Below are 13,007 nucleotides of genomic sequence, written 5' to 3'. Positions count from 1 at the left end.
GTGGGAGTCTTCTCACCTAAAATGATCAATCATTTCTTACCTTCTTTTTCTCTCTCTGATTAGGTACCTTCATATTTCACAAAAAATCTAGCGCTAATTTTAACTAAATAAATTGGGTCAATAGCTGGTTAAACTTGTCACGTTCTTCCCAGAACGGACCATGGCCGCTATATTGAAACGGTACAAGCTGTGAATTTCTTATTTTTTGATGTAGTTCTTGAGCTTGCGCAAATGGAATAACTTTGTCATGGATGCCGTGAATAATTAAAGTGGGGGCACTTATTTTTAGAATATCTTCATGGAGCTTCTCATCTCTTAATAAAACAATGATTGCCGCGGTTGACCACCCTGCAGCCTGTAATCCCATTTGGAAAAACCAGTCGGAGAATGAGCTGGTTATATACTGAAAGAAAAACGTATCCGTTACTCCCTGCATCATCTTGGGGCGGTCATTTAACGTTTCCTTAAGAAGTTTATTAGCCGTTTCCGTTGAAAAGCCTGTCGGAGCTGCAGCGTCAACGAGGACAAGTTTGGATACTCCGTAACCATTGTGTCGAGACATATATCGAATTGCGATTCCTCCACCCGTAGAGTGGCCCACGAGCGTAACATTGTCTAATTGAAGGGTACCTATTACCGTGCGGATATCATCTGCCAGTCTGTTATAAGTGTAGCCGCTCATTGGTTTATCCGAATTTCCAAAGCCCCTCCAGTCTATGCCAATACAGCGGTAACCCAATGCAGGAAGAACATCAAACTGATATTCAAATTGTTTATGGCTCAACGGCCACCCATGTATAAACACTATAGTTTTGCTACCGCCTGGGTTAATATCTTCTACATATAGATTCACACCCGGTTCTACATTCACAAAGTATCCCATGCCCATTCCTCCATAATAAGATGGTTTTAACAATAGGATATTCATTTCAGTAAACATAGGTGAGTACCTAGATTGTAGGGTAGCGAAGCGAAAAAGGATGGAGTTCAAAACAATCTTGTGAGTGATTTGAATAAGAAAAGAAGCTTTGCCCTTTATTCGAGCAAAGCCATCCATATGAGTATAGCGATTACATCCTAATTACGGTAGCCCATGAATTTCTTAATTTTTTTCTCCATGGAGTTTAACTTGTGGTCAATATGATTGAATTGTTTTTTTCTGTTTTTTGAAGAGCGCCAAGATAATGATAGGATTACGATAAAAATGATCGGAACTGCTAAAGCGATTAATTGAAAAATAAGACCCCAGATATCTACTTCCTGCATCCATTTTCTCTCCTCTTTTCATATTGTCCCCTCTTCATCTTACCATTTTTATACAAACAATTGTAATTTTAGCCTACATACAACACTTCACAATCATGAATCATATCTAGAGGAGAACGCGCTTCGCTACGGAATTCTACCTGCCCAAGCCTATTTGCTTTTCGGTACTTTGTGCAGTTTCTGTGCTATGTATAAACACACAGAAATTATTGATATCAATAATCTCTGTCAAGAAAGTATCATTTAAAACTAAACTTACATAATATAGAATTCAATTCAATAGTTGAAGTTGGTAATTTTTTTTTTATTTTACCTATTGATATTTTTATTGTATGTTGATAATCTAAAGAAGCGTTGATTGGAAAGCTAATATTCAAATTTCTGAGTCTTTCCAAGCAGATAATTTTTTGACCACTTCTTTAAGAAGTCAAGGCCATACGGACAGCCGGGTCAAATGCCGATTGGCAACTTTAGTTGCCTTATTGATTGAGTTAAAAGCTCAAATTTTATAAGTTGGTTACTTTACAACCAGTGCATGTGCACATCAACTTGTGAAACGGTCAATAAGAGTGGAAAAAGTAATTATTTGCTATATAGACTCTGATCATATTACGATATATTTTGAATATTAAAGAGCTTTCTGCCCTAATTTTAGATTTTTATGGTAGACGTATGCACGTGACTTTGTCATGGATATACTTATGCTTTTTAAATATTGATAATTATATCTAAAGCAAGTGTTGTGCGCGATTATGCGTTTTGCACTTGCTTTTTTATTGTTTAAAAATTTCTTAATGGGTTATTCCTAAAGACATACTAAGTAGTTGATGCACGGCTAGTTAGGTTGTTATGGAATTGCTCTTTGCTTTGAAAAATCTATTTAGGTTAGGAGATAAGAGAAATGGGAAAAGCACTTATTATTGGTTGTGGTGGAGTCGCTTCAGTTGCTATTCACAAATGTGTTCAAAATAGTGAAGTATTTGAGGAAATTTGTATCGCAAGTCGTACAAAATCTAAATGCGATGCTTTAAAAGAAAAACTAGATGGTGGAAAAACAAAAATTACAACTGCACAAGTTGATGCCGATAACGTGGATGAGTTAATTGCGTTAATTGAAGAAGTAAAACCAGACATCGTGATGAATCTAGCTTTACCTTATCAAGATTTAACAATCATGGATGCTTGTCTTGCAACAAAAACACACTATATGGATACAGCAAACTATGAACCAGAAGATACAGCAAAATTTGAATACAAATGGCAATGGGAATATCGCGAACGTTTTGAAAAGGCTGGTATTACAGCTCTTTTAGGAAGCGGCTTCGATCCTGGTGTTACAGGTGTATTTTCTGCCTATGCATTAAAACATCACTTTGATGAAATTGAATATATCGATATTCTTGACTGCAATGCTGGAGATCATGGATATCCGTTTGCAACAAATTTCAATCCTGAAATCAATATCCGTGAAGTTTCTGCCAACGGAAGATATTGGGAAAATGGTGAATGGATCGAAACGAAACCAATGGAAATCAAACGCGTGTATAACTTCCCTGAAGTTGGCGAAAAAGATATGTATTTGTTATACCATGAAGAGCTTGAATCTCTTGCGGTAAACATCCCTGGACTTAAGCGTATCCGTTTCTTCATGACATTTGGCCAAAGTTACCTTACTCACCTAAAATGCCTTGAAAATGTAGGAATGACTTCTATTGAACCAATTGAATTCGAAGGAAAACAAATTATTCCACTTCAGTTCTTGAAAGCTGTATTACCGGATCCTGCTTCACTTGGACCACGCACTAAGGGTAAAACGAACATTGGCTGTATCTTCAAAGGGAAAAAGGACGGAAAAGAGAAAACATATTATGTATACAATGTTTGTGACCATGAAGAATGCTATAAAGAAGTAGGTTCTCAAGCAGTGTCTTATACGACAGGCGTGCCTGCAATGATTGGTGCGGCAATGATCATGACTGGAAAATGGAATAAACCAGGCGTGTACAATATTGAAGAATTTGATCCAGATCCATTCATGGATGCATTAAACAAATGGGGACTTCCATGGAAAGAAAGCTTTGATCCAGAGCTTGTCGATTCTGAGCCAGTAAAATCAGTAGAACCGGAGCTAGCTCGTTAATATGCGATTTGAAGAATTACCAACACCATGCTATGTAGTCGATGAAGATCTTGTAGAAAAAAACCTAAAAATCCTGAACGGAGTCATGGAACGTACAGGATGTAAAATTGTTTTAGCACAAAAAGCATTTTCTATGACAACAATGTATCCCCTCATTGGAAAATATTTAAGTGGTGCAACAGCAAGCGGTTTATTCGAAGCACGTCTAGGTTACGAGGAAATGGGCAAAGAAAATCATGTCTTTGCCCCTGCCTATCGTGAAGATGAAATCGACGAAATTATATCTATTTGCGATCATATTATCTTTAATTCCTTCTCACAGTTGGAAAAGTTTAAAGATAAAGCTCTTCAAGCTGGCAGAAAAGTCGGCTTACGCATCAATCCTGAATGTTCTACACAAGTTGGCCATGAAATCTATGACCCATGTTCAACAGGTTCTAGATTCGGTGTAAAACAGGAAGATTTTTGTCCCGATTTGCTTGAAGGTGTTTCAGGACTTCACTTCCACACTCTTTGTCAGCAAAACTCTGACGATTTAGAGACAACTCTAAATGCAGTGGAAGAAAAGTTCGGACAATGGCTGCCACAGATGGAATGGATTAACTTTGGCGGCGGTCACCATATCACAAGAGAAGATTATGATATTCCAAGATTAGAAGCTTGCATTAAGAGAATGCAGGAGAAATACGGTTTAGAAGTCTATCTTGAGCCAGGTGAAGCCGTTGCGCTCAATGCCGGCTATCTAATCACATCTGTACTTGATCTCCATAAAAATGGAATCGAGATTGCTATTCTTGACACTTCAGCAACTTGTCATATGCCTGATGTATTAGAAATGCCATATCGTCCTCCTCTTTTCGGATCAGGAGACGCAGGCGAGAAACCATTTACGTATCGACTTGGCGGACAAACTTGTCTTACAGGCGATGTGATTGGCGATTATTCTTTTGATCAGCCATTAAAAAGCGGTGACAGATTAGTTTTTGGTGATATGGCGATTTACTCCATGGTGAAAACCACCACGTTTAACGGCATGCCATTACCAGCCATCGCTGTTAAAGACAAAGATGGAGATTGTCGCGTCGTGCGCCAATTTGGCTATCAAGATTTTAAGATGAGACTCGCATAAGAAAATAGTAGATTTTAAAGAACCAGACTCTGAAACATGAGTCTGGTTCTTTGCATAAAAAACTTACAGGATAAGATTCATTCAATGCCAAATCTACACTTAGTTAGCACAAGCCTCATAAAAATGATTACTTGAACATCTCTGATTTGCCTTTTTAAATGGTTGTTTGCTCTGCATATTTTTTGAAATTATTTAGAATCGCCTGCCATCCTTGTTGTTGTATCTCAATTGGATTCTCAGTTTCAGCATCAAAAGTTTCAATTACTTCGGTTTCGTTTTCTTGACCTTTAAAAGTGATTTTAACTTTTCTTCCATCGCCCATTGTATAAGCGATAACCTCATGTAACTTTACTTCATCATAAATGCCACCAAAATCGAAACCAAAACTGCCATCTTTGGCTTCCATTCTGGAAAGGAATTTCCCACCTGCTCTTAAATCATTCTCAGCAAATGGTGTGTGCCAGTCATCGGAAGCTGTGCTCCATTTTGTTATATGAGTTGGCTCTGTCCAATATTTCCATACCTTTTCTACTGATGCTTGAACTGTTGTTTCTACTGTTATTTTTTTAGATGTTTCCATTTCAGATTACCTCCTCTTTAAAACGAATATTTTGGGGCGGTTTATCCACAATAGGTGCCTGACTATATTGTATGTTATTTCGAAATATTAGACTACTTTTTCATTGATTGCTTTTATCACCCCTGTATTCTATTTCTTCCCTGCCACTAACCTTGTAACAATGGGTGGCGTGCTATGCCTTAGCTGATGCGGATGATGCTCAGTTACAAGAATAGAAAGATTATGAAGAATTGTACTTAAAGTAAAGGGTGCGTTTATTAAACAACGTGATGCAACTCTATATGTTCTTCTATTAAGGAGCGATCACATACACTTATTCCAGAATCGGGCGCTTTTCCGAAGTAACGATAAAAATCCAATTTCTTAATTTTAATGTTGAGAAATTGGACTTTTTATATTTACTTATAGTGCAAAATAACTCCTAAAGTGACACCGTAAAGAAAGATAAAACATTAAAATCTTTGCCGCTTGTGCAACGGGGAAAGCCTCCATTCCTCCCCCGCCCTTTCATGGAACCATCCAATACAACCTATAAAATAACCACTTTACCATACTTATATATCAGCTATTCTTCCTATTTCTTTCACAGAGTTACAACAAAATCCACATTTAACCATATGGATTCACCGTCTATTGAGTCGAAAACAATAGTTTCTCATTGTTCCGTCAATTTTAGTTTTAAAGACATTGTATCTGTCCTAAATACCCATTAATTGAGAAACATAGATAGTAGTTGAAAATTTATATTTTACTATCAAAATCAATTTATACCTCTTTTTCAATTACTAAGCACTCCATAATTACAACAGCCACCAGCATTGATTAATAATAGCTATTAAAATAATTCATAATAAAGTTGAGTATTATTCTTGACAAGACATTAAGTTTTATATAATAATAAATTTTGAATTAGAATTATTATAGTTAACTAATGATGATTAAAAAGAAATTAAAATTATTATGACTATATGTTCTAAACTAGCTATTTATCAATTCTTACAAAACACTCTAGGAGGAATTTAAATCATGTCTCTAATTGGAAAAGAAGTAAAACCATTCACAGCATCAGCTTATCATAACGGTGAGTTTATCCAAGTTACTGAAGAAAACCTAAAAGGAAAATGGAGCGTAGTTTGCTTTTATCCAGCAGACTTTACATTCGTATGCCCTACTGAACTTGAGGACCTTCAAAACGAATATGCTACTCTAAAAGAACTTGGAGTTGAAGTGTATTCTGTTTCAACAGATACTCATTTCACACATAAAGCATGGCACGATCACTCAGAAGCTATTGGCAAAATCGAATATATTATGATTGGTGACCCTTCACAAAAAATCTCTCGTAACTTCGATGTACTGAACGAAGAAGAAGGTCTTGCTGATCGCGGTACTTTCATCATCGATCCAGATGGTATTGTCCAAGCAGTTGAAGTTAATGCTGACGGTATCGGCCGTGATGCAAGCACTCTTGTTAACAAAATTAAAGCAGCACAATATGTTCGCAACAATCCAGGTGAAGTTTGTCCAGCAAAATGGCAAGAAGGTTCTGCAACACTTAAACCAAGCCTTGATCTTGTAGGAAAGATTTAAGGAGTACGATTAAATGTTACTAGATGCAGATATAAAGGCACAGTTAGCCCAATATCTTCAACTGATGGAGGGTGATGTGCTGCTCAAAGTTAGCGCAGAATCTGATGATGTATCTCGAGACATGTTGACTTTAGTAGACGAATTAGCCACTATGTCACCCAATATTAAAGTAGAAAAAACACCATTACAAAGAACGCCAAGCTTTAGTGTGAATCGTATCGGTGAAGACACTGGGGTAACTTTTGCTGGTATTCCTCTTGGACATGAATTTACTTCATTAGTATTGGCTCTGTTGCAGGTGAGCGGAAGAGCTCCAAAGGTTGATCAGAAAGTCATTGATCAAGTTAAGAGCATTAAAGGGGAATATCACTTTGAATCTTACATTAGCTTGAGTTGTCACAACTGTCCTGATGTTGTACAAGCACTGAACTTGATGAGTATTCTTAACCCTGGCATTACGCATACCATGATTGATGGTGCAGCGTTTAAAGAAGAAGTGGAAAGCAAAAACATCATGGCCGTACCAACGGTGTTCCTAAATGGGGAATCATTCGGCAGCGGTCGTATGACGCTTGAAGAAATCCTTGCCAAAATGGGAAGTACTCCGGACGCATCAGAGTTCGCCGATAAGGATCCATTCGATGTGCTTGTTGTCGGAGGCGGACCAGCCGGTGCAAGCGCAGCTGTCTATGCAGCACGTAAAGGCATTCGCACAGGCATTGTTGCTGAACGCTTTGGCGGTCAGATTATGGACACTATGGGCATTGAGAACTTTATTAGTGTGAACTATACGGAAGGCCCTAAGCTCGCAGCAAGTCTTGAAGAACATGTGAAAGAGTACGACATTGATGTCATGAATTTACAACGTGCCAAGCGTTTAGAAAAGAAAGACTTCATTGAACTTGAGCTTGAAAACGGTGCTGTTCTAAAGAGTAAAACCGTCATCCTTTCAACAGGTGCTCGTTGGCGTAATGTTGGTGTACCAGGTGAAGCGAAGTTCAAGAACAAAGGTGTAGCATACTGCCCTCATTGTGATGGTCCATTATTTGCTGGAAAACACGTAGCTGTAATTGGCGGCGGTAATTCGGGTGTTGAGGCGGCAATTGATCTGGCAGGTATTGTGAAACATGTAACAGTTCTTGAGTTTAATTCAGAGCTAAAAGCTGATGTTGTACTCCAAGAACGTCTTTATAGTCTGCCTAATGTAACGGTCGTAAAGAATGCTCAAACAAAAGAAATTACCGGCACTGATAAAGTTAACGGTATTTCTTACATGGACCGGGAGACCGAAGAAGTTCATCATATTGAATTGCAGGGTGTATTCGTTCAAATCGGCCTTGTACCTAATACCGACTGGTTAGGTGAAACGATTGAACGTACTCGCATGGGTGAGATTGTAGTCGATAAACACGGTGCAACAAACATCCCTGGCGTATTTGCTGCAGGTGACTGTACAGATAGCGCATATAAACAAATTATTATTTCTATGGGATCAGGTGCAACTGCGGCCTTAGGCGCTTTCGATTATCTAATCCGCAATTAATCAATAATCTGATATCTATCCTTTTCGAAAGGCCCTTTACTATCAAACTGATAGCAAAGGGCCTTTCTTTTATTGTTTAAAACTTTATCAAAGAATCCGTTTATAACCTTACGTTTAGTGCCTCGCATCTAAAATCAATTTTATCTCTTTTATTTGTTCTATGTGCCGCTGTTCATGCAAATATATCATTTCTATCCATTGATCGAGAGGTAATTCACCAAAGGCCGGATGCTTTACTGATTTTCCCTTCAATATGGATGTATCTTCTACAGTACTAAGAAAAGTCATCAATTCTTTTCTCGAATCGCTTAACAAATCAATTATTTGCTGAACCTCAAATGGTTCTACATCTGGTTCAACAATTTTTGGAGCTTTAATCTTTTTCGTTCTATCCAATATGAGGTGAATTTTTTTACGTTCTTTTTGAGTACTATCAATCTCTTTTAATCCCCATGCAATAGCCTTAGTAGATGCCTTCTCCACTAAAACTAAGTGATGACAAACTTGTGCTATGCTCCATTTATTCATACCAGGCCTCATATTAAAGTGATCATAACTTAATAAAGTAATCTCTTTTACTAAGTTATTTCTCGTTTCATACAGATTGTCATTTACTGACTTACTCATGAAATTTCTCCCTTCACCAGAAAGTGAGTACTCAGAGTTCTATTCTGTATATATGCTCCACGCTGAAAAGTATTCTTTGATTTTCATTTCACTATTCTGCGCCACTAGTTTAAGTAGAAACCTTCACCATCTCATTTTTTCAAACACCCTTTAATAAGCATAAGAAATACAGGACATTTATGCACACTGCACTATTTATTTCAGCCATTATGATTAACTAATGCTTTTTATCTGCGTTATGGGAGTGGTCAGAACATCAACCCATTTACAGATAGCATAGACGGTGCATCATATTTAGTCTAAAAATCAATCTTTTCCAAATACAACCCGGCTGCATCTGCCATACGGCCTGTTTGGATTCTTTCTTTTGAATCTAAAATACTTGGGATGTTTTCAGCATCTATTTCACCCAAGCCAACTTCTATCAACGTTCCGACAATCTTTCTAACCATATTATAAAGAAATCCATCTCCCCGCACTCTAATTTGGATGAAGCCATCAGTTTCTTCTATATTAATAGAATATATTTCACGCACCATCGATTTTTTCTTAGACTTTGCATTTGAAAAAGCAGTAAAGTCATGCTTACCTATAAAATATTGACAAGCTCTTCTCATTCTTGCGATATCCAGCTCCTGCTCCACATGCATACTGTACTTTCGCATGAAAGGATGGGTGTAGTGTTCATTCCAAATCTTATACAAATACGTTTTATCTTTAGCATTATAACGCGCATGAAAACGTTCAGGAACGAACGTAACCTCCACAACACTGATATCTTGCGGTAAATATCTATTCAAATAATTCATGACTTCCGATTCAGTCAAATTTTTATCCGTCTTAAAATTAGCTATTTGAGCAAGAGCATGTACACCGGCATCGGTTCTGCTGCATCCAATGATTTCAACATTTTCCCCTACCAGTTCGGTTAACACATTTTCTATTTTTCCTTGAATGGTATTGTCACTATTACCAAGACGTTGCCAGCCCTTATAGCGCCCGCCATCATATTGAATGGTCATTTTATAATTATTCATTGCTTCCTCCTTATTCTATCCCCCACACAACTCTTGCTTGTATGAGAAACCATATCAAACTGTTAAGTTATTAGTGCACTGTATATGTAATATGTTTTCTAAGCTTCCCCGCTCCCCCATTTTCAGGTTTCATTCGGGGGCACCTCACTGCTTACAAGAACTTTACTATATAATTTGTGTATACATCCTAACAATCAGTGTAAAAAGCACTTCTGCATAGTGTACCAAAGAGGCCGATGTCATGCAACGAAGGAAACATTCAAAAGATTTTCATTCTATCTTCAGTAAACGTTTAATGAAATCACTGAACCCTAAAATAAAAAAAGTTGGTCCCTACCATTTGTAGAGAACCAACTAACATTCATTACTATATCATGTAATGGGTCAAGGAACTTGTCTGTGAAACCTATTAAAACGTCTCTGATTCCAGTCGAAATCCTTCCACAATTACATCTTCATCGATTTCCACCAATAGGCACCGTTTTCCTTGATACATAATATATTTTATATTTTTTAGGTCTTTCGGGCTTACGGAGACATCCGCCACCTTCGTATTGATTTTAATCGATTTAGGAAGTAAACTGCTTGCCTTGAATTCATGTTTTTCGTCATCCACGACTGCTTTGAAGGCATGCTCCACTTTTGCGGTATCCACATTTTCGACCCCGCTCACCTCTAAAATGCGTTCAATGTCCCGATAATCCAATGTAGGAGGTTCACTTTCTTTATTCTCCTGTACCATCTTATCGATTTCCTCATAGACATTGGAAATGACTCTGGAATCCACTTCGTCTCCGATCACATTTTTTAAGACTTGTTCAAAGCTGTCCTTATCCTCAGCGGCAGTAATAATGTCTTCACAATTGAGAACCTCTGCAATAAATCGTTCATCTGGTTGATTCACTTTCCCTGCACAATATAGAATATGATTTACATCTGCAGCATTATCATTAAAGGCAGGAAACAGAAAGCCTGATAATGGAGATTCTAAATTAACAATTGGATCAAAGAGATTATTCGATTTGAATTCTCTCTCTATATAATCAAACACCAAGGTTTTTTTTGGCTGATCGGTTTTATTGAGACTGCAAAGGATAAACTCGTTGGAATAAACTGCATCATCCCCGCCTTCTCCAGATTCCAAATCCCGTTTCCGAGTCGGCTTTCGATATTCCCCTCGAATAAACGTCACGACCGTATCAAATTCATAAGCAGCATTAGCAAACATTTTCCCGACAATTTGCAGCATGTTCTCTTTCCAATCTTCTGTTGTTTCCGCCTGTAATCCTTCGAAGAGAATCATTTGTGTGCTGCCTTCCACATCTCGTTGAAATTTCAGCTCAAACAGTTTGGCATCAAGATGACCTGTTAAAACCTTTTTAAAGTTTGCCAAAAATAATTCCTGTGCTTCCTGTTCTAACATTTGAAATGGTTGACTGATATGATGATAAATCTCACCTGATTCTTTCCTAACATACACATTAAAGATTTCACGAATGTTCATAAGATGGTCGTTATCTACTTTAAATTGCTTTCGAATATTAGCAATGTCTTTTTTATTCATATATCTCAACTCCTATTCCTGATTATACTGTTCAGACAGGAAAATAGGAAAGATAGATAACTCCTACTCTCTATTTCTATTTTTTCAATTAAGATTTTAACTTTACATCATTAAGCTTTTTCGGAAGTAAAGACGATACAAAATTAATTACCGAAAATAAGAGAAAACAGTAAGGAAGGTACTTGAACCTGGGAAACTCAATTCCATGATATATAGTTGAAAAATAACCTATTGCTAACCATCGGAGAGTTGTAGGGTCCACATAGAAATAATAAGCATGTGTCCATTAAAAAGCTCGAATACGGAAAAGTCAGGGAAACTCTTATATTAATTGATCCCCTTGTTACTTTTAACAGCATTCTAAACAGACCCCATGGTTAATTTTTTATATCTTGTTCTATGCAAATAATTACTTATTAGCGGTAATTCTTCTTAAGTTGAAAGATTTACTTCACTTCGTTTGAATGAACCTGTGATGTTGTAGATTGTGTTTTTTCCTTATCAATTGTATTAGATGACGTATTGTTCACCATATTTTCAAGAGCTTGGCCAACTGTGTTTGTAACATTTAGTTTATGTTCCGGGATTCGCTGACTTTTCATAAAATAATCATCCTCCTCTTCATTTTTTTCGATTATGGGTAACCTTTTACAAGTATCCTAAATCAAATTTCCTTTATCTGTCCTGTGCATTTTCGACCGCAATCTGGTATGCATCCAAAATCGCTTCACTTTCTAAAGGATCCGATATACCTAATAAGTATTGGTTCCCCTCTTCTCCCTCGACTTTCATGACAATCGTCTCTTCTTCTCCCTTTAGGAGAGCATAAGATTCTTCCTTCATATCAAATAATGCCTCAATCGCATAATCTTTACGGTTACCTTTCTCATCCTCAACGGTTATATAATCTCTATGGTCATGACGCACGAACATCTCACCTCAATAAAATTCTTAAAAGAACAGTTATTAAATGAAAATTCGAAAAGACTGTAATTACAATCCTAATTATTGACTAAAAATGGGCATTCCCTCGACAAAAATCCCTATAAATTAATGTCTCTGTCATAGCCTGTTAAACATTCAGTTTTTATATACATTTTTAGAGAGCAAAATGGATAAAGTAAAAATACCCAAAGACGCATAGAAGAAATGTTTGGAATGAACTTTCGATCTCGTGATATTTAAAAGGAGGAAATTTTATGCCGGAAGTTAACAATGACAATAAAACAACGAAATCTCAAGGCCAATTCAATGATAGTATGGATGAAGGATCAATCGATAATAACTTAGACAGCGATAACGCATTTAGTGATAGTGGTTTAGAAAACGCTGCATTACTTGACAAAGCAATGAGGAAAGGAAAATCCAAATAACCGCAAAAGCCCGTAACTTAGGAGTCAGTCGCACCTAACAGGGGGTTATTTAACTATTTAAAGCCATTCCTAAATAGATATTACAAGCTCTCTTTCTATATTTAGGTTGACGGCTATCCATCACATTAGGGAGCCTTTGTCTTTCTTTAACTACACAG

At 37.1% G+C, this 13,007-nt stretch carries 13 protein-coding genes; 5 read left to right on the top strand and 8 right to left on the bottom strand.

Translation table 11 applies throughout. The annotated features are described in order from the left end of the window. Window positions 1–103: 103 nt before the first annotated feature. Both ACE199_RS00345 and ACE199_RS00340 read right to left on the bottom strand, forming a co-directional pair. Window positions 104–883 carry an alpha/beta fold hydrolase gene (locus ACE199_RS00345; protein ID WP_375348130.1) on the bottom strand — a complete coding sequence of 260 codons (780 nt, stop codon included), beginning with the start codon at window positions 881–883 and terminating at the stop codon, window positions 104–106. A gap of 194 nt (window positions 884–1,077) precedes the next feature. Continuing rightward, the gene (locus ACE199_RS00340) at window positions 1,078–1,266 is read right to left on the bottom strand and encodes a hypothetical protein (RefSeq protein WP_375348129.1); all 189 of its coding nucleotides are present in this window, start codon (window positions 1,264–1,266) and stop codon (window positions 1,078–1,080) included. A 901-nt stretch (window positions 1,267–2,167) separates the two neighbouring features. Between ACE199_RS00340 and ACE199_RS00335 the strand changes: the two genes are divergently transcribed. Continuing rightward, the gene (locus tag ACE199_RS00335; protein ID WP_119118043.1) at window positions 2,168–3,406 is read left to right on the top strand and encodes a saccharopine dehydrogenase family protein; all 1,239 of its coding nucleotides are present in this window, start codon (window positions 2,168–2,170) and stop codon (window positions 3,404–3,406) included. A 1-nt stretch (window position 3,407) separates the two neighbouring features. Beyond that, window positions 3,408–4,535: a carboxynorspermidine decarboxylase gene (gene nspC, locus ACE199_RS00330; protein ID WP_375348128.1), complete on the top strand. Its 1,128-nt coding sequence runs from the start codon at window positions 3,408–3,410 to the stop codon at window positions 4,533–4,535. A gap of 154 nt (window positions 4,536–4,689) precedes the next feature. Here the strand turns inward: nspC and ACE199_RS00325 are convergent, their stop codons facing one another. After that, window positions 4,690–5,115 (bottom strand): SRPBCC family protein, encoded by a 426-nt coding sequence (locus ACE199_RS00325; RefSeq protein WP_252293738.1) that lies wholly within the window; start codon window positions 5,113–5,115, stop codon window positions 4,690–4,692. 1,026 nt (window positions 5,116–6,141) lie between these two features. Between ACE199_RS00325 and ahpC the strand changes: the two genes are divergently transcribed. Together ahpC and ahpF are read left to right on the top strand one after the other, a co-directional pair. Continuing rightward, entirely contained in the window at window positions 6,142–6,705 is a 564-nt protein-coding gene (gene ahpC, locus ACE199_RS00320) for an alkyl hydroperoxide reductase subunit C (RefSeq protein WP_375348127.1), read from the top strand. Between the two features lie 13 nt (window positions 6,706–6,718). Then, entirely contained in the window at window positions 6,719–8,248 is a 1,530-nt protein-coding gene (gene ahpF, locus ACE199_RS00315) for an alkyl hydroperoxide reductase subunit F (RefSeq protein WP_375348125.1), read from the top strand. A 114-nt stretch (window positions 8,249–8,362) separates the two neighbouring features. Here ahpF and ACE199_RS00310 read toward each other — a convergent pair whose 3' ends face one another. The 5 genes from ACE199_RS00310 to ACE199_RS00290 all read right to left on the bottom strand — a co-directional run bounded on the left by ACE199_RS00310 (window position 8,363) and on the right by ACE199_RS00290 (window position 12,403). Further along, window positions 8,363–8,875 (bottom strand): DinB family protein, encoded by a 513-nt coding sequence (locus tag ACE199_RS00310; protein WP_375348124.1) that lies wholly within the window; start codon window positions 8,873–8,875, stop codon window positions 8,363–8,365. A gap of 299 nt (window positions 8,876–9,174) precedes the next feature. Continuing rightward, entirely contained in the window at window positions 9,175–9,912 is a 738-nt protein-coding gene (gene truA, locus ACE199_RS00305; protein ID WP_375348123.1) for a tRNA pseudouridine(38-40) synthase TruA, read from the bottom strand. A gap of 409 nt (window positions 9,913–10,321) precedes the next feature. Continuing rightward, window positions 10,322–11,476, bottom strand: coding sequence for a DUF4317 domain-containing protein (locus tag ACE199_RS00300; RefSeq protein ID WP_375348121.1), 1,155 nt, complete (start codon window positions 11,474–11,476; stop codon window positions 10,322–10,324). Window positions 11,477–11,922: 446 nt separating this feature from the next. Continuing rightward, window positions 11,923–12,078, bottom strand: coding sequence for a hypothetical protein (locus ACE199_RS00295; RefSeq protein ID WP_252283213.1), 156 nt, complete (start codon window positions 12,076–12,078; stop codon window positions 11,923–11,925). Window positions 12,079–12,151: 73 nt separating this feature from the next. Next, window positions 12,152–12,403 carry a DUF1292 domain-containing protein gene (locus ACE199_RS00290; RefSeq protein ID WP_375348120.1) on the bottom strand — a complete coding sequence of 84 codons (252 nt, stop codon included), beginning with the start codon at window positions 12,401–12,403 and terminating at the stop codon, window positions 12,152–12,154. A 272-nt stretch (window positions 12,404–12,675) separates the two neighbouring features. Here ACE199_RS00290 and ACE199_RS00285 point away from each other — a divergent pair, with 272 nt between their 5' ends. Further along, complete coding sequence (locus ACE199_RS00285; protein WP_252283211.1) at window positions 12,676–12,849, top strand: hypothetical protein; 174 nt, start codon at window positions 12,676–12,678, stop codon at window positions 12,847–12,849. The last annotated feature ends 158 nt before the right edge of the window (window positions 12,850–13,007 follow it).

This window comes from Peribacillus sp. Hz7, assembly GCF_042136355.1.
In the GTDB taxonomy this organism is placed as follows: Bacteria; Bacillota; Bacilli; order Bacillales; family DSM-1321; genus Peribacillus; species Peribacillus asahii_A.
This window is presented reverse-complemented; position numbering and strand designations above follow the sequence as displayed.

Coding starts and splice junctions, on each gene's coding strand:
- ACE199_RS00340 (WP_375348129.1), bottom strand. CDS start 1,266: ATGCAGGAAGTAGATATCTGGGGTCTTATTTTTCAATTAATCGCTTTA.
- ACE199_RS00310 (WP_375348124.1), bottom strand. CDS start 8,875: ATGAGTAAGTCAGTAAATGACAATCTGTATGAAACGAGAAATAACTTA.
- ACE199_RS00295 (WP_252283213.1), bottom strand. CDS start 12,078: ATGAAAAGTCAGCGAATCCCGGAACATAAACTAAATGTTACAAACACA.
- ACE199_RS00335 (WP_119118043.1), top strand. CDS start 2,168: ATGGGAAAAGCACTTATTATTGGTTGTGGTGGAGTCGCTTCAGTTGCT.
- ACE199_RS00325 (WP_252293738.1), bottom strand. CDS start 5,115: ATGGAAACATCTAAAAAAATAACAGTAGAAACAACAGTTCAAGCATCA.
- ahpC (WP_375348127.1), top strand. CDS start 6,142: ATGTCTCTAATTGGAAAAGAAGTAAAACCATTCACAGCATCAGCTTAT.
- ahpF (WP_375348125.1), top strand. CDS start 6,719: ATGTTACTAGATGCAGATATAAAGGCACAGTTAGCCCAATATCTTCAA.
- truA (WP_375348123.1), bottom strand. CDS start 9,912: ATGAATAATTATAAAATGACCATTCAATATGATGGCGGGCGCTATAAG.
- nspC (WP_375348128.1), top strand. CDS start 3,408: ATGCGATTTGAAGAATTACCAACACCATGCTATGTAGTCGATGAAGAT.
- ACE199_RS00285 (WP_252283211.1), top strand. CDS start 12,676: ATGCCGGAAGTTAACAATGACAATAAAACAACGAAATCTCAAGGCCAA.
- ACE199_RS00300 (WP_375348121.1), bottom strand. CDS start 11,476: ATGAATAAAAAAGACATTGCTAATATTCGAAAGCAATTTAAAGTAGAT.
- ACE199_RS00345 (WP_375348130.1), bottom strand. CDS start 883: ATGGGATACTTTGTGAATGTAGAACCGGGTGTGAATCTATATGTAGAA.